Annotated in this window: 21 protein-coding genes; 8 read left to right on the top strand and 13 right to left on the bottom strand. The window is 63.4% G+C overall.

Translation table 11 applies throughout. The features are described 5' to 3' along the window. The first annotated feature begins 144 nt into the window (after positions 1-144). Genes fabZ through lpxB form a run of 4 tightly spaced genes read left to right on the top strand, consistent with a single transcriptional unit; the run spans position 145 to position 3,504 of the window. Positions 145-609 carry a 3-hydroxyacyl-ACP dehydratase FabZ gene (fabZ, locus tag ACZYTC_RS10930; RefSeq protein ID WP_434956054.1) on the top strand — a complete coding sequence of 155 codons (465 nt, stop codon included), beginning with the start codon at positions 145-147 and terminating at the stop codon, positions 607-609. Further along, the gene (lpxA, locus tag ACZYTC_RS10925) at positions 609-1,445 is read left to right on the top strand and encodes an acyl-ACP--UDP-N-acetylglucosamine O-acyltransferase (RefSeq protein WP_488989593.1); all 837 of its coding nucleotides are present in this window, start codon (positions 609-611) and stop codon (positions 1,443-1,445) included. Before fabZ ends, lpxA begins: the two co-directional genes overlap by 1 nt. After that, positions 1,442-2,332 (top strand): LpxI family protein, encoded by an 891-nt coding sequence (locus tag ACZYTC_RS10920; protein WP_488989592.1) that lies wholly within the window; start codon positions 1,442-1,444, stop codon positions 2,330-2,332. Before lpxA ends, ACZYTC_RS10920 begins: the two co-directional genes overlap by 4 nt. Next, positions 2,332-3,504, top strand: a complete 1,173-nt coding sequence (gene lpxB / locus ACZYTC_RS10915) for a lipid-A-disaccharide synthase (RefSeq protein WP_488989591.1) — start codon at positions 2,332-2,334, stop codon at positions 3,502-3,504. Before ACZYTC_RS10920 ends, lpxB begins: the two co-directional genes overlap by 1 nt. A 78-nt stretch (positions 3,505-3,582) precedes the next feature. On the opposite strand, the gene gltA is transcribed toward lpxB, so the two are convergent. Beyond that, positions 3,583-4,875, bottom strand: coding sequence for a citrate synthase (gene gltA / locus ACZYTC_RS10910; RefSeq protein WP_434956058.1), 1,293 nt, complete (start codon positions 4,873-4,875; stop codon positions 3,583-3,585). Between the two features lie 303 nt (positions 4,876-5,178). Next, the gene (gltX, locus tag ACZYTC_RS10905; RefSeq protein WP_488989590.1) at positions 5,179-6,609 is read right to left on the bottom strand and encodes a glutamate--tRNA ligase; all 1,431 of its coding nucleotides are present in this window, start codon (positions 6,607-6,609) and stop codon (positions 5,179-5,181) included. Positions 6,610-6,833: 224 nt separating this feature from the next. On the opposite strand from gltX, the gene ACZYTC_RS10900 reads away from it, so the two are divergent. Continuing rightward, entirely contained in the window at positions 6,834-9,056 is a 2,223-nt protein-coding gene (locus ACZYTC_RS10900; protein ID WP_488989589.1) for a ComEC/Rec2 family competence protein, read from the top strand. Between the two features lie 29 nt (positions 9,057-9,085). Continuing rightward, positions 9,086-9,292, top strand: coding sequence for a TOBE domain-containing protein (locus ACZYTC_RS10895; protein WP_434956061.1), 207 nt, complete (start codon positions 9,086-9,088; stop codon positions 9,290-9,292). A gap of 104 nt (positions 9,293-9,396) precedes the next feature. Here the strand turns inward: ACZYTC_RS10895 and ACZYTC_RS10890 are convergent, their stop codons facing one another. The 10 genes from ACZYTC_RS10890 to ACZYTC_RS10845 form a co-directional block, all read right to left on the bottom strand. After that, positions 9,397-10,080 (bottom strand): pentapeptide repeat-containing protein, encoded by a 684-nt coding sequence (locus ACZYTC_RS10890; RefSeq protein WP_488989588.1) that lies wholly within the window; start codon positions 10,078-10,080, stop codon positions 9,397-9,399. A gap of 26 nt (positions 10,081-10,106) precedes the next feature. Continuing rightward, positions 10,107-10,823 (bottom strand): transcriptional repressor LexA, encoded by a 717-nt coding sequence (lexA, locus tag ACZYTC_RS10885; RefSeq protein ID WP_434956063.1) that lies wholly within the window; start codon positions 10,821-10,823, stop codon positions 10,107-10,109. Positions 10,824-10,935: 112 nt separating this feature from the next. Continuing rightward, positions 10,936-12,156: a molybdopterin molybdotransferase MoeA gene (locus ACZYTC_RS10880; RefSeq protein WP_488989587.1), complete on the bottom strand. Its 1,221-nt coding sequence runs from the start codon at positions 12,154-12,156 to the stop codon at positions 10,936-10,938. Then, positions 12,153-12,656, bottom strand: coding sequence for a cyclic pyranopterin monophosphate synthase MoaC (gene moaC / locus ACZYTC_RS10875; RefSeq protein WP_488989586.1), 504 nt, complete (start codon positions 12,654-12,656; stop codon positions 12,153-12,155). The genes ACZYTC_RS10880 and moaC overlap by 4 nt, the downstream gene beginning before the upstream one ends. Next, a complete protein-coding gene (gene trpC / locus ACZYTC_RS10870) occupies positions 12,653-13,456 on the bottom strand; it encodes an indole-3-glycerol phosphate synthase TrpC (protein WP_488989585.1) in 804 nt (267 codons plus the stop codon). Before trpC ends, moaC begins: the two co-directional genes overlap by 4 nt. A 5-nt stretch (positions 13,457-13,461) precedes the next feature. After that, positions 13,462-14,472: an anthranilate phosphoribosyltransferase gene (gene trpD / locus ACZYTC_RS10865; protein WP_434959626.1), complete on the bottom strand. Its 1,011-nt coding sequence runs from the start codon at positions 14,470-14,472 to the stop codon at positions 13,462-13,464. Further along, positions 14,472-15,086 carry an anthranilate synthase component II gene (locus ACZYTC_RS10860; RefSeq protein WP_434959627.1) on the bottom strand — a complete coding sequence of 205 codons (615 nt, stop codon included), beginning with the start codon at positions 15,084-15,086 and terminating at the stop codon, positions 14,472-14,474. The genes trpD and ACZYTC_RS10860 overlap by 1 nt, the downstream gene beginning before the upstream one ends. Before the next feature lie 84 nt (positions 15,087-15,170). After that, complete coding sequence (locus tag ACZYTC_RS10855) at positions 15,171-15,677, bottom strand: hypothetical protein (protein ID WP_434956067.1); 507 nt, start codon at positions 15,675-15,677, stop codon at positions 15,171-15,173. Between the two features lie 18 nt (positions 15,678-15,695). Then, complete coding sequence (gene trpE, locus ACZYTC_RS10850; RefSeq protein ID WP_434956068.1) at positions 15,696-17,207, bottom strand: anthranilate synthase component I; 1,512 nt, start codon at positions 17,205-17,207, stop codon at positions 15,696-15,698. 9 nt (positions 17,208-17,216) lie between these two features. Further along, entirely contained in the window at positions 17,217-19,112 is a 1,896-nt protein-coding gene (locus ACZYTC_RS10845; RefSeq protein ID WP_441772491.1) for a peptidylprolyl isomerase, read from the bottom strand. Positions 19,113-19,631: 519 nt separating this feature from the next. Between ACZYTC_RS10845 and tpiA the strand changes: the two genes are divergently transcribed. Together tpiA and ACZYTC_RS10835 are read left to right on the top strand one after the other, a co-directional pair. Next, on the top strand, positions 19,632-20,396 hold the full coding sequence (gene tpiA / locus ACZYTC_RS10840; RefSeq protein ID WP_441772490.1) for a triose-phosphate isomerase: 765 nt from the start codon (positions 19,632-19,634) through the stop codon (positions 20,394-20,396). Further along, positions 20,393-20,860 carry a GNAT family N-acetyltransferase gene (locus ACZYTC_RS10835; RefSeq protein WP_434956071.1) on the top strand — a complete coding sequence of 156 codons (468 nt, stop codon included), beginning with the start codon at positions 20,393-20,395 and terminating at the stop codon, positions 20,858-20,860. Before tpiA ends, ACZYTC_RS10835 begins: the two co-directional genes overlap by 4 nt. 206 nt (positions 20,861-21,066) lie before the next feature. On the opposite strand, the gene ACZYTC_RS10830 is transcribed toward ACZYTC_RS10835, so the two are convergent. Further along, entirely contained in the window at positions 21,067-21,801 is a 735-nt protein-coding gene (locus ACZYTC_RS10830; RefSeq protein ID WP_488989584.1) for a phosphotransferase enzyme family protein, read from the bottom strand. Positions 21,802-21,884 lie beyond the last annotated feature (83 nt).

The following is a 21,884-nucleotide window of genomic DNA, read 5'->3' as shown; positions in this document are numbered from 1 at the left end:
ATCGGGAATCGCAAAGACGCATCGAAACAAGGAGTTAGAGCAAAAAGCGTTTTCGTTGAAACGCGCTTTGCTCTAGGGAGCGATATGGAGTTTGGTTTAAGCGCTCTGGCTGAAGGCCGGGCAGGTTCAGGAAATGAGACCTATATGAGTGAAGCAACCCCTGGAACGCTGGAAACCGCAGATATCGGCAAGCTCTTGACCCTGCTGCCGCATCGCTATCCCTTCCTGCTCGTAGACCGCATCGTCGAGATCGATGGCGACAATTCCGCCGTCGGCATCAAGAACGTCACCTTCAACGAACCGCATTTTACCGGCCACTTCCCCGGGCAACCGGTGATGCCAGGCGTGCTGGTGATTGAAGCGATGGCGCAGACGGCCGGCGCGATCTGCGTACTCAGCAGCGAGGGCAAGGCCAAGCCCAAGGTCGTCTATTTCATGACAATCGACGAATGCCGTTTCCGTAAGCCGGTCACGCCGGGCGATCAGATGCGTCTGCACCTGACTAAACTGAAGAACCGCCGCAATATGTGGTGGTACAAGGGAGAGGCCAAGGTTGATGGTGTCACGGTCGCCGAGGCTATCGTCTCCGCCATGCTGGTCACCGAATAATGGCGGAGGGGGCTCGCCAGATCATCCATCCGTCCGCGGTCGTCGAAGCGGGAGCAAAACTGGGCGAAGGCGTCAGCATCGGCCCTTTCTGCGTTGTTGGAGCCGAGGCAACTTTGGCTGACGGCGTCACATTGCATTCGCATGTCGTCGTCGCCGGACGTACCAGCATCGGCGCGCGCAGCAAGGTGTTCCCCTTTGCCTCGCTGGGTCATCAGCCACAGGACCTCAAATATGCTGGTGAGCCCTCGGACCTCACCATCGGCAGTGATTGCCTGATCCGGGAGGGGGTAACGATGAATCCCGGCACGAGCGGTGGCGGCATGCACACCATTGTCGGTGATCGCTGTGCCTTTCTCGCCAATTCCCATGTCGGGCACGATTGCAAGCTCGGCAACAACATCATCCTCTCCAACGGTGTCTTATTGGCCGGCCATGTCTCGGTTGGCGACTATGCCATTCTGGGCGGAGCCGCTGCGGTAATCCAGTTCGCGCGTGTCGGGGCGCATGCCTTCGTTGGCGGCCTGTCCGGGCTCGAGAACGACCTGATCCCCTTCGGCATGGCCCTGGGTGATCGCGCCAGCCTGGCAGGCCTCAACATCATCGGCCTGAAGCGCCGCGGCTTCGGGCGGGAACAGATCCATGCCTTGCGTCATGCCTATCGCATGCTGTTTGCCTCCGCTGGGACCTTGAAGGAACGCGTGGAAAGGGTCGCCGAGACCTTCGCCGATCAGGCCGCGGTGATGGAGATCGTCGATTTCGTGAGAGCCGGCGGTGAGCGTGCTTTGGTAACGCCGCGCGATGCGTCGGCGCGAGATCTCGCAGGCAGCGAGGCGTGAGCACGCCGCCTGCTGCCGGAACGGTCTCAGCCATGCCTGCCTTGGCGGTTGTCGCCGGGGCGGGGCGTTTGCCGGCCGAGATTGCAGCGGAGGCGGCAGAGCGGGGCGAAGCTGTCGTGATCCTGCCCTTGAAGGGCTTTGCGGATGCCGATTTTGCTGGTTACGCCCAATATCCGGTCAGCCTGATCGACCCGAAAGGGGTTCTGCAGGAGTTGGCCCGGGCCGGTGCAGGCCGAGTGATCCTGGCGGGTGCCGTGCATCGCCCGGGGCTCGGCATGGTGCGGTCCGGCATCCAGGCCGTACGGCATCTCGAAGAGATCCGTAACGTGCTCGAGGGCGGGGACGACAATCTCCTCCGGGGCGTCATCGTCTTTCTGGAAAAGCACGGCTATGCGGTCGTCGGCGTTCGTGATGTGGCGCCGTCGCTTATGGCGCCCAGGGGGACGCTCGGCCATCTGTCGCCCAGCGCGGCGGAGCTCGAAGGGATCGCCATCGGCCGGCGCGCTCTTGCCGCCATGGGGCCGAGCGACATTGGCCAGGGCGTTGTAGTCGCACAAAGGCGCGTACTGGCCGTCGAAGCCGCCGAGGGCACGGATAACATGATCCGGCGAGTTGCCGTTTTGCGCCGGCTTGGCCTATTTGGCCGCTTGTCGCGCCATGGCCGCCCGCCCATCGCCGAGCAGGATGGCGGTGTGCTGGTGAAGGCGGCCAAGCCGGGACAGGATTTCAGGGCCGACCTTCCGAGCATCGGCCCGCGCACGGTGCGCCTCGCCAAGAAGGCCGGACTTGCTGGTATCGCCATCGAGGCCGGCAATGTTCTCGTGCTGGAGCGGGATGCGACGATTGCAGCAGCCGATGCCGCCAATCTATTCCTTGTCGGGGTGTGATGATGATGGATCGGCCTTTGAAGATCGCCATCGTCGTGGGCGAACATTCCGGCGATCAGCTCGGCTTCAAGCTGATGCAGGCCTTGCGCGCGCAGGCGGGTGCGCCCGTGGTGTTCAAGGGCACGGCTGGGCCCGCCATGACGCGCGAGGGCATGGAGAGCCTGTTTCCGCTCGACGACATTGCGGTGATGGGATTTGCTGCCGTGATCGGACGCTTCCCCACGATCTATCGGCGCGCTTGGCAAGTGATCGACTCCATCGTTGCCGATCCGCCCGATGGCCTGGTGATCATCGACAGTCCGGATTTTACCCATGCCGTCGCCAAGCGCGTGCGCCGGCGCCTGCCGCATCTGCCTATCATCAACTATGTCTCCCCCAGCGTCTGGGCCTGGCGCCCGGGCCGGGCGGTGTCGATGCGGGCCTATGTCGACCACGTGCTCGCTTTGCTGCCCTTCGAACCCGAGGCCTATCGTCGGTTGAACGGCCCCCCTTGTTCCTATGTCGGCCATCCTTTGATGGAGCGCCTGCATGAATTGCGCCCCAATGCCGAGGAGGAGACGATCCGGCAGGGGGACCGACCGCTGGTGCTGGTGCTCCCCGGCAGCCGTTCGAGCGAAGTGGGGCTCCTGACGGAAGATTTCGGCCGAACGATCGAGCTCCTATCCACCAGGATCGGGCCCTTCGATGCCGCGCTGCCAACGGTGCCGCGCCATGCCGAGCGTCTGCGGCAGGCGACCGCCGGCTGGGCGCCGAATCCCCTGATCATCACCGATCCCGACGAGAAATACGCGGCCTTCCGCCGGGCGAGAGCGGCACTGGCAGCATCGGGCACGGTGACGCTCGAACTGGCTTTGGCGCAGGTGCCGATGATCGGAACCTATCGCTTTCCGGCCTGGGAGGCCTTCCTGGCCCGTCGCCTGGTCAAGGGACGTTTTTTCCTGTTGCCCAATCTGATTCTCGATCGACAGGCTGTGCCCGAACTCTTCCAGGAAGAGGTCGTACCGGACCGTCTGGCCGATCTCATGGCCGGATTGCTGGGGAATACCGATGAACGGCGCTCGCAGATGCACGCCTTCGATGAGATCGATCAACGCATGCAGGTGGTGGGGGAGTCCCCGTCGCAGCGAGCGGCCCGCATCGTGCTGGAAACCATTGCCGGCAAGGCGGGTTGAGGGTCTCAAGCGCTCGTGCCGCAAATAGCAGGGGCTGGAAACGAGAAGGGCGGATCCGAGGATCCGCCCTTTGTTATCTTAGCGGCGCTGGGCCGGTGAAACGTAGTCGCGGCGGGCTGCGCCGGTATAGAGCTGGCGCGGGCGGCCGATCTTCTGGGAAGGATCTTCGATCATTTCCTTCCACTGTGCGATCCAGCCGACGGTACGGGCCAGGGCGAACAGCACGGTGAACATCGAGGTCGGGAAGCCCATCGCCTTGAGCGTGATGCCCGAATAGAAGTCAATGTTCGGATAGAGCTTCTTTTCGACGAAATACTCGTCGTGCAGAGCGATGCGCTCGAGTTCCAGCGCAACCTCGAGCAACGGGTCGTCCTTGTGGCCGAGCTCGTTCAGCACCTCGTGGGTGGTACGCTGCATGATCTTGGCGCGCGGATCGTAGTTCTTGTAGACGCGGTGGCCGAAGCCCATCAGGCGGAAGGGATCATTCTTGTCCTTGGCCTTGGCGATATATTGCGGGATACGATCGACCGTGCCGATTTCCTGCAACATCTTGAGCGCAGCTTCATTGGCGCCGCCATGGGCCGGGCCCCAGAGGCAGGCGATGCCGGCGGCGATGCAGGCAAACGGATTGGCGCCCGAGGAGCCCGCGAGGCGGACCGTCGAGGTCGACGCGTTCTGCTCGTGATCGGCATGCAGGATGAAGATGCGATCGAGCGCGCGGGCCAGGATCGGATTGGGCTTGTATTCCTCGCAAGGGACCGAGAAACACATGCGCAGGAAGTTGGACGGATAGTCCAGATTGTTCTGCGGATACACGAAGGGCTGGCCGATGGTGTATTTGTAGGCCATCGCAGCCAGGGTCGGCATCTTGGCGATCAGTCGCATCGACGAGATCATGCGCTGATGCGGGTCGGAGATGTCGGTGGAGTCGTGATAGAAGGCCGAAAGGGCGCCGACCGAGGCGACCATCACGGCCATCGGATGGGCGTCACGGCGGAAGCCCTGGAAGAAGCGAGCCATCTGCTCATGCACCATGGTGTGGCGCGTGACGCGATAGTCGAAGTCCGCCTTCTGGGCAGCCGTCGGCAGTTCGCCATAGAGCAGGAGATAGCAGGTCTCGAGGAAGTCGCCATGCTCGGCGAGTTGCTCGATCGGGTAGCCGCGATAGAGCAGCACGCCCTCATCGCCATCAATATAGGTGATCTGGGATTCACAGCTCGCCGTCGAGGTGAAGCCTGGATCGTAGGTAAACATGCCCGTGTGCTTATAAAGGGGCGCAATATCAACAACCGTCGGACCAACGGAGCCGGCCTTGGTTGGCAATTCGATTGCCTTGTCACCAATAGTCAGAGTCGCCGTGTTACCGCTCATGCAATCCTCCTTGTACGGAAATACGCGGTCACGCCTTGGCCAGAAAGGAGCCCCCCGGCTCAAGTAAGGCCTACGTATCGCCGATCCGTCGGTGTTGGGTAGACCATTTGCTGCAATGCCGCAAGAAAGACGAAGAAGTGAACTGTCGGTTCGGCGACTGCTTAGGCGGCGGCACGCCAGGGTAGGGCCGATTGCCCCACTTTGACGCGAAAGCTTTCTAAATCTTTCGCGTCAAAGCTGCGAAAAATACACCTATTGCGCGAAACCCGATGTCCGGGAAACACAATCATGCGGCGCTTGGCCTCAGCCGGCCTGATCCTTCAGCCGGGCCAGGCTTTCCTCGCGGCCGAGGACGGCCAGCACGTCGAAGACCGGCGGCGAGGTGGTACGGCCGGTGAGCGCAGCGCGCAACGGCTGGGCCAACGAGCCGAGCTTGGCGCCGGTTTCCTCGGCTGCGGCCCGCACCGTCGCCTCGGTCGCACTGGCGCTCCACTCGCCCAAGGCTTCGAAGCGCGGCAACAGCATGGCGAGGGTCGCCCGCGCTTCTTCGTTCAGCATGGCCTTGGCCTTGTCATCCAAGGGCAGGGGACGCGAGACGAACAGGAAATTGGCGCCATCCAGCAATTCCACCAAAGTCTTGGCGCGTTCCTTAAGGCCGGGCATGGCGGCCAGCAACTGAGAGCGCTTGGCACCATTGCCGTCGGCGAACTGGGCAGCGAGGGCAGGGCCACCGGGAATATGGGGGAGCAACTGGTCGATGGCGGCGAGCAATTCCTCATCCGTGGAGTTGCGCATATAGATGCCATTGAGGTTTTCGAGCTTCTTGAAATCGAAGCGCGCGGCCGATTTGCCGATGGCGCCGGTATCGAAATGCTCGATCATCTCCTTGGTGGTGAACACTTCCTGGTCGCCATGGCTCCAGGATAGGCGCACGAGGTAATTGCGCATGGCCGCCGGCAGGTAGCCCATGGCGCGATAGGCGTCGACGCCCAGCGCGCCGTGACGTTTGGAGAGCTTGGCACCGTCGGAGCCGTGGATGAGCGGGATATGGGCCATATGCGGCACTTCCCAGCCCATGGCTTCGTAGATCTGCTTCTGGCGGGCGGCATTGGTGAGATGATCATCGCCACGGATGATATGCGTGATGCCCATGTCATGGTCATCGACCACCACGGCCAGCATATAGGTCGGCGTGCCGTCCGAGCGCAGCAGCACCAGGTCGTCAAGGTCCTTATTGGCCCAGCGCACGGTGCCCTGCACGTCGTCCTGGATGACGGTCTCGCCCTCGATCGGCGCACGCAGGCGGATCACCGGCTTGACGTCCTTGGGGGCTGTCGCCGGGTCGCGGTCGCGCCAGCGGCCGTCATAGCGCGGCGGGCGCCCTTCCTTGCGGGCGAGCTCGCGCATCTCCTCCAACTCCTGCTGGGTGGCGTAGCAATAATACGCCTTGCCCTGGGCGAGCATGGATTCGGCAACTTCGCGGTGGCGGGCAGCGCGGGCAAACTGGAAGATCGGGTCTCCGTCCCAATCGAGGCCAAGCCAGGCCAGGCCATCCAGGATGGCGGCAATGGCGGCATCGGTCGAGCGCTCGCGATCGGTGTCCTCGATGCGCAGCAGCATCTTACCGCCCTTGGCCCTGGCGTAGAGCCAGTTGAACAAGGCCGTGCGGCCGCCGCCGATATGGAGGAAGCCGGTGGGGGAGGGAGCAAAGCGGGTGATGACAGGAGTGGACATCGAAGTTGGCAATTCCAAAAGGCAGGGGAAGCGAAGCCAGAGCGCGGGAGCATGGAGGCGGAAGTATTGAGGCCCTTGGCTAACCCGGATCACATCAATAAGCTTGGGGCTTTAGCACAGGGTTTCATTGGGCGGTAGCGGCGGGGGCGCCTTTGCCTGAGAATGATCGAGGCCGCGCGCGGGTTGGTGTCCTCGGTGGAAGGCCGGGACAGCTGGGATCGGCGTTGCCCGGCGGCATGCTGTTCGGGCAGGGGCTGCAAAGGCTGGTGTCCTGGCTGGCGACCGGTCTTGCGGCGGAGATGGCGGCCTTCGAGCTTGCTCTCGTCGTTCCGGTCTTTCTGGGCCTGGGTGTCATCGCTTATTTTGCCGCACCGGAAGAGCCTGGTCTTGTCGTTCCCGCATTCCTTACTGTAGGGACGGCCTGCCTTGCCTATGGCTTGCGGGGGCGTTGGTGGTTGCATGTCGGCCTGATCAGCCTGACGGCGGTGGGAGCGGGCTTTTGCTCTGCCAAGCTGCGTACGATGAGCGTCGCCGCACCACAGCTTTCGCGTTCGATGGCGGGAACCGTTACCGGCCTCGTCCTTTCGGTAGAGCCGCGCCTGGGTGGCAGTGCGCGCATCGTCATCAGGCCGGTCTCGGTGGAGAAGCTGGAGCCTGCTGCGATGCCGGCCCGCATCCGACTTACGGTCCGTAAGGGCAGCGAAATCCGGGCTGGCGACAGCATCAGCCTCAAGGCAGTCATGAGACCGCCTCCGCCTCCTGCCTTGCCCGGCGGTTACGACTTCGCACGCGATGCCTTCTTCGATGGCATTGGCGGCGTTGGTTTTGCAGCGGGCAAGATTGCACCTGCGGCCAGCCCCGTCGAGGCGAGCTGGGCGGAAGCTTTCAATATCTGGATCGATCGCCAGCGCAACGATCTGACCCGACGGATCGTCGAGACGATACAAGGCGAGAATGGCGCCATCGCGGCTTCGCAGGTCACCGGCAAACGCGGCCAGATTCCCGGCGACGCCAATGAGGCCTTGCGCGCTTCCGGGCTCTATCATGTCGTTTCGATCTCGGGTCTCCATATGGCGCTATTTGCGGGCGGCCTGTTCGGCCTCATCCGCGCTGTCCTGGCGTTGTCGCGCCGGATCGTGCTCTATCGGGGCACCAAGGAACTCGCCGCGCTGCTCTCGCTGCTGCCGGCCGCTGCCTATACACTGTTTTCCGGCGCCGAGGTCGCGACGGTCCGCTCCTTCCTGATGACGGCCATCGTGCTGCTGGCCGTGGCGCTGGGACGCAATGCCATTACCCGCCGCAACGTCGCCCTGGCCGCGAGCTTCGTGCTGCTGACCACGCCGGAGCAGCTCCTGGGGCCGAGCTTCCAGATGTCCTTCGCCGCGGTGGCGATGCTGGTGATCGCACATGAGCAATGGAGCCGGCGGAAGCGAGAGAAATCTGCAATGGCGTGGGAAAGGGCCATCGGTGGCGCTGTGACCTTGGTACTTGCCATGATGCTGACCACGATCGTCGCCTCGCTCGCCACGGCGCCATTCTCAGCCTTTCATTTCCATCGTATCACGCTGCAGTCGCTGGCCTCGAACCTTGTCGCGACGCCGATCGTCTCCTTCCTGATCATGCCGCTCGCCATGCTGGCCGTGGTCGCCGAGCCGTTTGGCTATGGCGCTCCATTTTGGCAGGCGATGGGCTGGGCTGTCGGGTTGTTCATGCAGGTGGCTCGTTCGGTTGCGACCTGGCCTGGCTCCGATCTCGTGCTGCCGCAGTTCTCCGCCGCGGCGCTCGGATTGTTCGCTCTGACGCTGGTCCTGCTGACCATTCTGCGCACGCGTCTTGCTCTGCTGGCCCTATTGCCCTTGGGCGGGGGCATTGCCCTGGCCGCGACAGCGCCGCTGCCAGTAGCTCTGTTCGGCGCAAACGGCTACGCGGCCCTCGTTCGCAAGGGCGATCAACTGACCGTGCTGGCGCAGCGATCCGATGCTTTTACGGTTCAGCAATGGCTGCTGGCCATGGGCGATCGGCGCAAGCCGGAGGATCCAACCCTCGCGGCACAGCGCCTATGTGACAGAGAAGGGTGTTCCGCGCCCATCGAAGGAGGCGGGATCTTCATGCTCGACAAGACCAGTAACGCCGCCGAGGAGGACTGTGGACGCGTCAGCGTCCTGGCGGGACCGGTTCCGATCGGTGCTCGCTGTGCCACCGCTGGAGTTGTGATGGACCGGGAATTGATTCGCGCGGTCGGCTCGATAGCACTTTATGTAGAGCCGTCTGCGAGCGGCGATATCAGCCCGCGCTGGCGTCTCGTCATGGCCCGCCATCCCCAAGCGTCCCGTCCATGGGTACCGAGCCGGGTGATTGTGCCGCCGAAGCCTCTGCCCCAGGCGGCAGTACAAGTCCCAGCGACGGATAGGCCTATGGACAGCGTCACCGCCGAAACCGATAACTGACGCGAGATTCTCACCAGAAAGGACGGACCATGAAAATCAGCGCCCGCAACCAGATCAAGGGCACGATCAAGAGCGTGACGAAGGGGCAGACTACCTCCCATATCCAGCTCGAGGTCAATGGTACCATCATCACCGCTTCGATCACCAATGAGGCCGTCGATGATCTCCAGCTCAAGCCCGGCCAGAACGCCTATGCCGTGATCAAGGCCTCCGACGTCATGATCGCGGTCGACTGATCGGCGCTGTCAGCCAGGCCGGGTCTTCGGACAGATGGTAGTTCGAAGACACCCGGAGGCTACCCGACCATCAAGCGGATTTGCCTGCGAACTCCAGACCTTCTTCAGGCGATCCGCAAGCCTAGCTCGGCTAGCAATTGGCCGGCCTGGTTTTTCGAGATCGTGGCGCCCTTGAAATAACGGGCGTCACCAAGCTTCAAGCCGCCGAGATCGGCACTGCGTAGATCCGCTCCTTCAAAACGGGCATCGACCAGATTGGCATCGCGCAGGCTGCACTCTTCGAAGATGACATCGCGGAAATCGCATTGGCGCAGATCGGCCTGGGTGAAGTCGAGGCGGCGTAGCGTGGACTTGCGAAAGGAAAAGGCCGGCAGTTTCGCCGACATAAGCAAGACCTCCTCGAAAACGAGCCCGAATGCGGCGATTTCCGAGAGATCCGCGCCTGTCAGTTTGCAGCCGGTAAAAACCGTCGAGGCCGCTTTGGCGCGTCGAAAGCTGGCATTGCTGTAGTCACCCGTACGGAATGCAGCATCTTCGAGGTCGGTACCACGGAAATCGGCACCGCCCGCCTTGCAATTGCGCCATAGTGTATTCGCGAGCTTGGCGCCGACCAGCTTGGCATTTTTGAGAATGCAACGCTCGAACGACCAGTGGGACAGGTCGAGACGCGAAAGATCGCATTCCTCCAGTTCACAATCGACAAGGCAATACGGCGCGCGCTCCTTGAGCAACCGCTCGACGTCACGGCGTTCCAAAGCGTGGCCGCTGACTGTATGAAGGCCAGTCATTGCAAGCGAACCAAATTCGCATGCTCTCAATATCGGCGGAACAGGCCCACCAATTTACCCTGGATCTGTACCCTGTCCGGGCCAAAAATACGGGTTTCGTAAGCCGGATTGGCCGCCTCCAGCGCAATGGAGGCGCCGCGCTTGCGCAAGCGCTTCAGCGTGGCTTCCTCATCGTCGATCAGGGCTACCACGATATCGCCGGTATCGGCATGGTCCTGGCGGCGGATCAGCACGGTGTCATTGTCGAAGATACCAGCCTCGATCATTGAATCACCGCGCACCTCCAGGGCGAAATGATCACCTGAGGACAGCATTTCCGGCGTAACGCTGATGGTGTGGCTCTTGGTCTGGATGGCGGAGACCGGCGTACCGGCGGCGATGCGTCCCATCACCGGGACCAGAACCGGCCGGCCGACATCCTCGTCCATTTCCGGCCTGACGGGGCGGACCTTGCCGAGATTGCCCTCGATCACGTTGGGGCGGAAGCCCCGCTGCGAAGAGGCCAGCGACAGGCCGCCTGGCACGGCGGATTCGGGCAGGCGTACCACTTCGAGCGCGCGCGCCCGGTTTGGCAGGCGCCGGATGAAGCCGCGCTCCTCCAGAGCCATGATCAGGCGGTGGATGCCGGACTTGGAGCGCAGGTCCAGCGCCTCCTTCATTTCATCGAAGGAGGGGGGCACGCCCTGTTCCTTCAGGCGCTCATGAATGAACCGAAGCAATTCGTGTTGTTTCTTGGTCAGCATGGCTTTCCCGTCGTGGCGGCCGCGAATCACGGTGAAGGTGTAAACAAAACAAGAACAGTGCTACATGTTCCTACTGTGTTCTGCAACTGTGAAGTTCAGGTTAAGGGTAGCGTCAATAGCCGGCCGCACGAAGATCGATGATCTCGCAGATATCGCCTGGTTTTGCTTCCGGCGCAAAGGGCGGCCGGACAACCAGACAGTCGGCATGCTGCATCACACTCACCAGCGACGAATCCTGCAGCGCCAGCGGTTCTACCTTGAGGATGTCTGACGTATCGTCAAGCACGAAGCGGGCACGGATATAGTCTTCACGAACGTCGTTGGCTGGCCAGGCGTTGGCGAAGACGGCCTTGCGGCGGGACAGACCCGCATCGGCCCGCCCCAGCAACGTACGCAACAGGGGTACCAGGAAGAGGACGCCGCAGACCACCGAGGATACCGGATTGCCGGGCAGGCCGAGGATATGCATTGAGCCAAGCCGCCCGTGCAGCAGGGGCTTGCCCGGGCGCATGGCGATCTTCCAGAAGCCGAGCTGCATGCCTTCGCGGGTGAGCGCGGTCTGGATCAGATCGTGATCGCCGACCGAAGCACCGCCGATGGTGACGAGCACATCCGCCTTCTCGGTACGAGCCCGCCGAATGGCCGCTTCCAGGGCCGGGAAGTCGTCGCTGGCGATGCCGAGGTCGAGTACTTCGCCCCCCTCGGCCTCGACCAGTGCCCGAATGGCGAAATTGTTGGAGGCGACGATCTGATTCTCGCCGATGGCTTGACCGGGCAGTACCAATTCATCGCCGGTCGCGAGAATAGCGACTTTGGGGCGGCGGCGGACCGGCAGGGCAGGATGATTCATGGCCGCGGCAAGCGCTATGTCGCGGGGACCGATGACGGTGCCTGATGTCAAAGCCTCCCGTCCTTCGGCAAAGTCCAGGCCACGGGCCCGGATATGCTGGCCGAGCCTGGCCGCCGCCTCCACGATGACGCGATTGCCCTCGCGGCTCGTGTGCTCCTGGATCACCACTGTGTCGGCGCCATCCGGCACGGGCGCACCCGTGAAGATGCGAACGGCCTGGTTTTCGCCAACTCGTCCGGCATAGCCGTGCCCCGCCGCCGATTCTCCGATCAATTCGAGGCTAGCACCTTCCTTGGCATCTGCCGCTCGCACCGCATAGCCGTCCATGGCCGAGGCGTTGAAGCCGGGCTGGGTCCTCAGCGCCGTGATGGCGGAAGCGAGAACACGTCCGCGCGTGGCATGCAGCGATATTGTTTCGGTTGGAAGCGGGGCTACCCCGGCAACCACCTTGGCCAGCGCGTCCGCGACGGGAAGCAGGCTCATCGATTTTCCTCCGCATGCCAATCGCCGGATTTGCCGCCGGATTTCTCCACGAGCCTGATCGCCTCGATGCGCATGCCCCGATCGACGGCCTTGACCATGTCATAGATGGTCAGGCAGGCCACGGAGACTGCGGTAAGCGCTTCCATCTCCACGCCGGTCTGGCCGGCAACCTTGGCCGTCGCCCGCACGGTCAGACCCGGCAGAGCGGTATCGGGCTCGATTTCGACGGCAACCTTACTGAGAAGCAGCGGATGGCAAAGTGGAATCAGCTCATGCGTCTTCTTGGCTGCCATGATGCCGGCGATGCGGGCCGTGGCGCGGACATCGCCTTTCTTGGCATCGCCGGACAACACGAGGTCGAGCGTTTCACGCTGCATCACCACGCGCCCTTCAGCGATCGCGGTGCGGCTGGTCACGGCCTTTTGCGAGACGTCGACCATATTCGCCTCGCCGGAGGCGTCGAGATGGGTGAGGCCGCGATTCGTGCGCTGCTGGCTCATGCCGCGCCGCCCAGGGCCAGCAAGGCGCGGGTGGCGGCGGTGACGTCGGCCTGGCGCATCAGGCTTTCGCCGACCAGGAAGGTGTTGACTCCGACCCGCTGCAGGCGGCCGACGTCGGCTGGCGAGAAGATGCCACTCTCACCGACGAGCAGGCGGTCGCTCGGCACTAGCGGCGCCAGAGTCTCCGTGGTTTCCAGGCGGGTGACGAAGTCGTTGAGATCGCGATTGTTGATGCCGATCATGCCGACATCGAGCATGAGAGAGCGCTCAAGTTCGTCGTGGTTGTGGATTTCGCACAGAACGTCGAGTGACCAGTCCTTGGCCGCTGCGATCAGGGCCCGCGCTTCGGCATCGGTGACGCTGGCCATGATCACCAGAATGCAATCGGCGCCCCAGGCTCTGGCTTCCACCACCTGATAGGGATCGTAGAGGAAGTCCTTGCGCAGGGCAGGCAGCGATACCGCTGTGCGCGCTGCGGTAAGAAAGTCGGGTCGTCCCTGGAAGGAGGGCTCGTCGGTCAGCACGGAAAGACAGGCAGCGCCGCCGGCCTCATAGGCGCGGGCGAGCGCCGGAGGGTCGAAATCGGCGCGGATCAAGCCCTTGGAGGGGCTGGCCTTCTTGATCTCGGCAATCAGGGCGGTGTGGCCGGCGTCGAGCTTGGCCTGTAGAGCCCTCTGGAAGCCGCGTACGGGACCGGCCTGCTCTGCCAGCTTGATCAGTTCAGGCAACGGGCATGCCGCCTTCGCCGCCTCGATCTCGCGACGTTTATAGGCTTCGATCTTTTGCAGAATGGTGGCCATGGCACTCACGCGTTTGAAACTTCAACCAAACGGTTGAGTGTTGCTAGGGCCTTGCCCTTGTCGACGGATTCGCGGGCGAGGGCTACGCCATCCCCAAGGGTCGGCACCCGCCCCGCCACGAGCAGGGCAGCACCGGCATTCAAGAGGGCGATGTCGCGGTAGGGCGTCTTCTCGCCTTCGAGTACGGCCCGCAACGCCACCGCGTTGTGGGCAGCATCGCCGCCCTTGAGATCATCGGGTGCTGCCACGCGCAGGCCGACTTCCTCCGGCGTGATGACGCCATGGCTGATCTGGCCGTTCTCCAGCGAGACGATCTCGGTGGGCCCGGTTGTGGTGATCTCGTCGAGCCCGTCGCTGCCATGTACGGCGATGATGCGCGTGGAACCCAGCGTCTTGAGCACTTCCACCATGGGCTGCAGCCACTGGCGGGCATAGACGCCGAGCAGCTGCCGCTTGACGCCGGCGGGATTGGAGAGCGGCCCCAGCAGATTGAAGATCGTCCGCGTGCCGAGTTCGACGCGGGTGGGGCCGACATGCCTCATGGCGCCGTGATGAGCGGGGGCGAACATGAATCCGACGCCGGCCAGGCTGATGCAGCGCGCAATATCTTCCGGCCTCAGCTCGATATTGACCCCAAGCGCTGTCAATACGTCGGCGGCGCCGGATTTGGAGGAGAGGGCGCGATTGCCATGCTTGGCGACCTTCACGCCCGCGCCTGCGACGATCAGGGAGGCGGCAGTCGAGACGTTGTAGGAACCGGAGGCATCTCCGCCCGTGCCGACGATATCGACGGCGTCCTCGGGGGCTTCCACCGTCAGCATCTTGGCGCGCATGGCGGTGACGGCGCCGGCCATCTCGTCAGGCGTTTCCCCGCGTACTCTCAGCGCCATCAGGAAGCCGCCGATCTGAGAGGGGGTGGCCTGGCCGGACAAGAGCAGGTCGAAGGCTTCAGCCGCCTCTTCCCGGGAGAGCGAACCGGCGGCGGCCTTGCCGATATAGGGCTTGAAACCGTCCATCATGCATGCTCGCTTTCTTGAGCTCTATTCTTGGCGTTCCATTCCGCCGCCAGCTCCAGGAAGTTCTGGAGGATGCGGTGGCCATGATCGGACATGATCGATTCCGGATGGAACTGAACGCCATGCAGCGGCGCACTCTTGTGCTGCAGGCCCATGATGACGCCGTCGTCGGTCTCAGCGGTGATTTCGAGATCCGTTGGCAGGGTGTCGCGCTTGACCACCAGCGAGTGATAGCGCGTGCCCATGAAGGGGCCGTTCAAGCCCCGGAAAACGCCGCGGCCACGATGGTCGATCGAGGAGATCTTGCCATGCATGGGGATGGCGAGGCGCACGATGTCGCCGCCGAAGACCTGGCCGATCGCCTGATGGCCGAGGCAGACGCCGAAAAGCGGGATGCGGTCCCTGGCTTTCTCGATCAAATCGCAGCAGATGCCGGCCTCGGTGGGCGTACAGGGGCCGGGCGAGAGCACGATCGCATCGGGCGCCGCGGCGATGACCTCGTCGACGCTGACCTTGTCGTTGCGATGAACCGTGACGGTGCAACCCAGCTGGCCGAGATAATGCCAGAGGTTCCAGGTGAAGCTGTCATAATTGTCGATCAGCGTCACGGTCATGGAACGGTCTGTCGTCACGGCTCTTGCCTCCTTTGAAGCCATCACGACTAGGCGTGCGGAGGCAGCGGGTCAAGCGCTTCGGTTTTAGGAAGTTCCGGGAGTAGGCGGAGCCGCCATCAGGCGTCGGCGTATGCCGTGTTTCTTGCCATAGGCGCAGGCAAAGATCTCCAGCAGGACGAAGAGCGCGAGATTTCGGCCCACGATGGGCTCGAAATAGTCCGAGGCCAAGGTCATGCGAGAAGCGATCATCTGCACGGTGTTCCCGAACAGTTCCAACCTCTCCAAACCATAGGGCAAGAGTGCGCCCAGGCCCGCGAAGACGGCCATGTAGATAAGTGAGGCGAGCGAGGAGATCAGCCAGATGCCGAAACCGTAGTCGGCATAGGGTGCCGAGCGCTCGCTCTCGAACAGCCAATGGAAGAAGAAGATGCCATAGGCAGCGCCCAGGGCAGGCAGGGCGATCGCCAGCATCAGGGCGACGGCCTGCATGCCGCCCGGATAGAGGTAGAGATAGAAATCGGCGAACAGCACGACATAGGCGGCCCCGAAGGTCAGCAGGGCCGATCGCCGGGCACCGGGCCATTTAGCCATGGATGCCGTCCACCTGCCTTACTGTCCCCGCCCGGGCTGGCCGGCGAAGCGGACAGCTTCTTCGGCGGCGCGGAACAGGGCCTTGGCCTTGTTGACGCATTCGGCGTACTCGCTGGTCGGCACGCTGTCATAGACGATGCCGGCGCCGGACTGGACGTGCATGGCACCGTCCTTGACCAGGGCGGTGCGCAGCACGATGCAGGTATCCATCTGGCCGTCGGCGCCGAAATAGCCGATGGCGCCGGCATAGAGGCCGCGCTTGTCCCTTTCGAGTTCGTCGATGATCTGCATGGCGCGGACCTTGGGCGCGCCCGAAACCGTGCCGGCCGGAAAGCCTGCTGCGAGCGCATCGAGCGCGTCATGACCCGGCCCGATACTGCCTTCGACGTTGGAGACGATGTGCATCACATGGCTGTAGCGCTCGATGAAGAAGCGATCGGTCACGCTCACGCTGCCGATCGCCGAGACATGGCCGACGTCGTTTCGCCCGAGATCGAGCAGCATGAGATGTTCGGCCAGTTCCTTGGGATCGTTGAGCAGCGATTCGGCCAGCGCATCGTCCTCGGCCTTGGTCTTGCCCCGTGGGCGCGTGCCGGCGATGGGGCGGACCGTGACCTTGCCCTCGCGCAGCCGGACCAGGATTTCCGGGCTGGAACAGACCACGGAAAAGCCCTCGAGCTGGAGGTAGACCAGGAACGGGGCTGGGTTGATGCGGCGCAGGGCGCGATAGAGCGAGAAGGGCGGCAGCTGGAACGGGGCGCTGAAGCGCTGTGACAGCACGACCTGGAAGATGTCGCCGGCCTTGATGTACTCCTTGGCGCGGGCGACCATGGCTAGGTAATCCGCTTCGGCGGTGTTGGAGACCTGCTGGGCGTGGAGGGCGTCGAGATCGACGGTCTCGGCCAGCTTGGGCGTCGGGCGATCCAAGCCGTCGACGATGGTCATCAGCCGCTGTTCGGCACGCAAATAGGCCTGCTTGGCCGAGACATCCGCCTGCGGGCGAACCGGCGTCACGGCGGTGATGGCATCGCGCACCGCATCGAACACCACCATCACCGTAGGGCGCATCAAAATGGCGTCGGGAACCCCGATGGGATCCGGCTTGGCGGCGGGAAGCTCTTCCACCAGCCGCACCATGTCGTAGCCGAGATAGCCGAACAGGCCGGCCGCCATCGGCGGCGCGCCCTCAGGCAGCTCGATGCGGCTTTCCGCGATCAGGGCCCGCAGCGTCTCGAGGGGATGGCCATCCAACGCCTCGAAGGTCTGGTCCGGCAAATGGCGGTTGATCGAGGCCTTGCCGTTCTCGCAACGCCAGATCAGGTCAGGCTCCAGTCCGATCATGGAATAGCGCCCGCGCGTGGCGCCGCCTTCCACCGATTCCAGCAGGAAGGCGTTGGGCTTATCGCCCGCCAGCTTCATGAAGGCGGAAACCGGCGTCTCCAGATCGCCCACCAGCGTAAGCGTCAGGATCTGCGCCTTGCCGGCCGAGTAGGCGGCCGAGAAGGCCTCGAAGGAAGGTTCGAGAAGCATGGTATCGACTCAGAGGCTGCCGGTGCCGACAATACGGTCGACATTGGTCTGGTTGATGGTCACGCCGAGCTCACCTTCGACCTTCTTGACATATTCCGTCATCAGATCCTGGCCGATGCCGGCTGCAAGCTGCTTGGACAGAGTCTCGGTCTGCGGAGCCTTGGCATCGAGCTCGGGGATCACATTGTCCTCGACGTGGAAGATGATGCGATCGGTTCCGTTGGCGGCGAGCGCCGTACCAAAGCCCTTGAGCGGGGTGGCGAACACGGCAGTGACGACTGCCGGAGGCACGGGCTGGTTCTGGCCGTTGCGGGTGAGATCCCAAGCCGGCATGACCTGCAGGTTCAGGCCCTTAGCGAGGTCTTCGAGCGGCTTGCCGCCCCGCAACTGGGTCACGAGTTCGTCGGCCTTCTCCTTGAGCTTGGCGACTTTCTGATCCGCGGTCCAGGCAGTAATTACCTCGTTCTTGGCTTCGTCGAGCGTGCGGTCGCGAGCCGGAACGACGGTGTCGAGCGAGAACCACATCAGGCCTTCGTCGCGGCCGTCGACGGCTTCGGGATCGGAACCGGGTTCGGCGGTGAAGAGAGCGGGAAGGACCTGGGCGGCGAGCGGCACGGCAACCGGCTTGCCCTCGGCGTCGCGACCCTGCGTATCGACTGCGGGCAGCGTGACGGCCTTCAGCTTGAGCTTGCTGGCGATATCCTTGAGCGGGGCGCCGCCCATGCGCTCGTCCTCGATGGAATCACGCAGATTCTTGGCGGCTTCCGATGCGCGTTGGCGTTCCAGTTCCCCACGCAGGACGGTCTTGGCGTCGACGATCTTGGTAACCTTGACGATGACGTTGGCGAGGCTGCCCTGCACGGCGTCGGATGTGGCGCCTTCCTTCAGGGCGAAGGCTGCGTCGGCGATCTTCTGGTCGCCGAGCTGGCGCTTGGACACCGTGCCCAAATCGATGTCTTCGGGCTTGAGCTTGCGCTCAGTGACAAGGCCTTCGAAGGTGATCTGGCCCGAGGCGATTCGGGTGGCGGCGGCCTTGGCCTCATCCAGCGAGGGGAAGGCGATCTGCTCGACCGTGCGCTGCTCCAATGCTGCCGAGCCTGCCTTGTCCTTGTCGACGGCGGCCTGAACATCGGCATCGGTGACGGTGGCCCGGCCGGTCAACTCTGCCGGCGTCACGAGTATATAGCTCAGGCTGCGCAGTTCCTTGGTGCGGAATGCACCCTTGTTCTCGTCGTAATAGGTCTGCAGCGCGGTGCCGTCGGGCGGAGCGATGTCGCCCACGCTGCTCTGCGGCAGCACGACATAGGACGTATTGCGCTTTTCCTGTTCGTAGCGCGCCGCGGCCTGCAGGAGTGCCTGGGGAACGGGGCCACCGGCCGCCAGGCCCTGGTCGATCTGGCCGCGGACATAGACCTCGTGCTGGCGAGCGAAGAATATCGCTTCGTTCATGCCGTTGGTCTCGAGCATCTGACGGAAGGCGTTGGCGTCGAAGGCGGGCGGCTTGCCCGGCACGGAGACCTGGAAATCGGGGTCGTTCATCACGGTCTGAACCATGGCTTGGGGGTCGAGGCCGAGCCCAAGCCTGGCTGCCTGCACATCCATGGCCTTTTCCGAAATCAGGCCATTGAGCACCTGCTTGTCGATGCCGAAGGTGCGGGCGAGGTCGGGGGTGACTGCCTTGCCGGTGGCGCGGGTGATCTGCACGGTCCGCGCGCGATAGGCTTCGCTGTAGGTGTTGGCGGAAATCGAGGAACCGCCGACCGTAGCAACGTCGGAATTGCTGCCCCCCTGCAGCCAGCCTTCAACACCCCATAAGGCAAAGCTGCCGCTCAGGAGGAACATGAGCCCCGCCGTGATGATCTTGGCGGGTCCCTTGGTCATAACATCGCGGAATGAGCTCAGCATCGGTGTCTTGGTTCCATCAAGGCAAAAGGATTCTCCAGGCTCGTCTCGGAGAGCCCGGGAAACCCCGCATCGTTTCTACTCTTGTTCGAGCCCGCATGAACGGTCCCGGAAGGGGTGGCGCACGAAAAGCGGCGCATCATAGGGACGAGCACGTGGCGTCGCAATGGCGCGGCTGTGGGTTTCTTGCGGTGCCCACGCCTTGCTCCACCGGGATGAGGTTGCTAAGCACGCCAAGCAGAGTTTCTGGCAGAGTTTCTGGGCAAGGCCCGCGGATGGCCCTTGCCCAGAAACTCTGCAAATGTTTGATGCCTTGCGGCTTCCTCCCGATCGAACCACAGGTCCGATCGGGAGGAAGCCGCTCAGGTGAAGTCGGCGCATCGGGTGCGAGTTAATGAGCAAACCCGGCGCCAGCCCCGACAGGCGACAGGATTTTCGAGCCCGCCCCGCCGAGCAGCCTCGGCAATCCAGGGTGGTCTCAAATTTGAGACTGCCCTGTTTGACAGAAAGAGGATCAGCAAGATGACAGTAAACCGGCCGCGCCCGCTCGTCGCTGGCAATTGGAAGATGAACGGTCTCACCAAGGGGGTCACCGAGCTCGATGCCATTGCGACGGGCGTCGCAGCCGGAGAGGCCGGCGGTGCCGAGGTGCTGGTCTGTCCGCCCTTCACGCTGATTTCCCGCTTTGCGGCGCAGGCCGCGGGCCAGCATATCAAGATCGGGGCGCAGGACTGCCACGCCAAGGCCTCGGGTGCTCATACGGGCGACATCTCTGCCGAGATGCTGAAGGATGCCGGGGCGAGCTATGTCATCGTCGGTCATTCCGAGCGTCGCACCGATCACGGCGAGACGGACGCGACTGTCAAGGCCAAGGCCGAGGCGGCGCTGCGTGCCGGTCTTGTCGCCATCGTCTGTATCGGCGAGACCCGAGTGGAACGCGAATCGGGCAAGACCCTGGATGTCGTCGGGAGCCAGCTTGCGGGATCCCTGCCTGATGATGCCAACGCAGCCAATACCGTGATCGCCTACGAGCCCGTCTGGGCAATTGGCACCGGCCTGACGCCGACGGTAGCGGACGTGAAGCAGGTTCATGATTTCATCCGTGCCCGTCTGGTGAAGGCGCTCGGCGAAGAGGGCAATGGCGTGCGCGTGCTCTATGGCGGCTCGGTCAAGCCCAGCAATGCGGCCGAGCTGATGGGCGTCGACAATGTCGATGGTGCGCTGGTGGGCGGCGCTTCGCTCAAGGCCGAGGACTTTCTCGGCATCGCTTCCGCCTATCGTCGATGACCATGCGTATCCGCAAGGCGGAGGGAGAGCGGGATCTGAGTTTCATGCTCGGTCTCGGCCAGCGCCTTGCGGCGGTCATCGAAACCGAATTGCATGAGCAGGCCGAAATCCAGTCATTTCAGGATGCCTTTTCCGCCGCCAATCTCAGGGATCCCGCGGCGGGGAGTCTGAGCCTGATTGCCGAGGACGTCGTCGGCGTCGGCCTCGGTTTCCTGCATGCCTTGCCGGGGGCAGATGGCATAACCGGCCAGAAGATCGGCTATGTGGCGCTTCTGGCCGTCACCGATGCGGCCGAGGGCACGGGGGTGGCGAGGCAGTTGCTCACCGCCGCGGAGGACTGGGCGCGGGAGCAAGGCTATGCCGCCCTGTCCCTCGACGTCTTTGCCAGCAATCATCGTGGCCGGAATTTCTATGAAAAGAACGGCTTCGCCGCCGAAACATTGAGACTGGTCAAGAAGCTGTAGGCCGCGTGCGGGAAGCAGGCGCTCCAGCCGACGGCAATCGAATCTACCCGTCCGATGAAAGCTGCCTTGCGGACGGCGTACGATTGTGGGTCACAGACCTATTCTCAGCCGTAGCCTCGTGACGAGGGGGCGGGTTGAGGGGACCGCGTCGACCGAGCGGCGGAAAATCCGGCATTCGATGCGGGCTCGCGATTGGCTGCCGCTGCTCAGACTGCTCGAACTTCGGCAAGCCGCTTGACTGCATAATCGTCGTCCCAGCAGACGGCAGCCTCCCATGCGGCCGACGCTTGCGCGGCGATGTCATGAGCGCCGCCATCGAGGCCGGCGGCGTTGTGGGGCAGCGCTAGGTCAAGGTCGGGCACATCGACATGCGCCTCGTCCCAGTCGATCAATGCGACCCGATCCGCGGTCATGCGGATGTTGCCAGGGTTACTGGGATTGCCGTGGACGATGCATGTCTGACGTCCGATAAGCCGCGCCCACGCAACTCGGCATCGAGCAACGCCCTCAGGCGGCATCGCGCTGAGATTGATCTTGGTCCCGGTTTCGGCGTTGAGAAGATCGGTCGACGATCGCCAGCCCGGGCGCTGCGGCCAACCCCGCGTCAGGCGATGCAGCCGACGAAGCGTCTCGGCCACGCGACGCCAATCGGCCTCCGTTTCGGGCGGCCCGCCCTCCACATATGTCATCACCACCAGACCGTCCGCGAACAGCCTGCCGTCCGTCGTCGGAATCGGCATTGGCACGGTCAGACCTTCGCGGTCGAGATGCTGGAGGAGGTTGGTCTCCCAGGCGAGATCGGCATCGCTCCTGGCACCGAGACGACCAACCGCGAGGTGCCCGTGGACACGCACACTCCAAACGTCGTTGGCAACTCCGCCAGCGAGCGGTTCGATGCGAGCAGCATCTTCACCCCACTGGCCGAGTGCTTCCCATCCCATTGGCAACATCATCCACCAACCCGATTGGTGCTTGATTCCAGCTTGAGCGCAAACTTCATCCCACTTCCGCGTCAGCGCAAGGC

The sequence above is a fragment of the Labrys sp. F242 genome (assembly GCF_057813875.1).
Note: the sequence above shows the minus strand (reverse complement) of the source record. Positions and strands in the feature narration are given on the sequence as shown.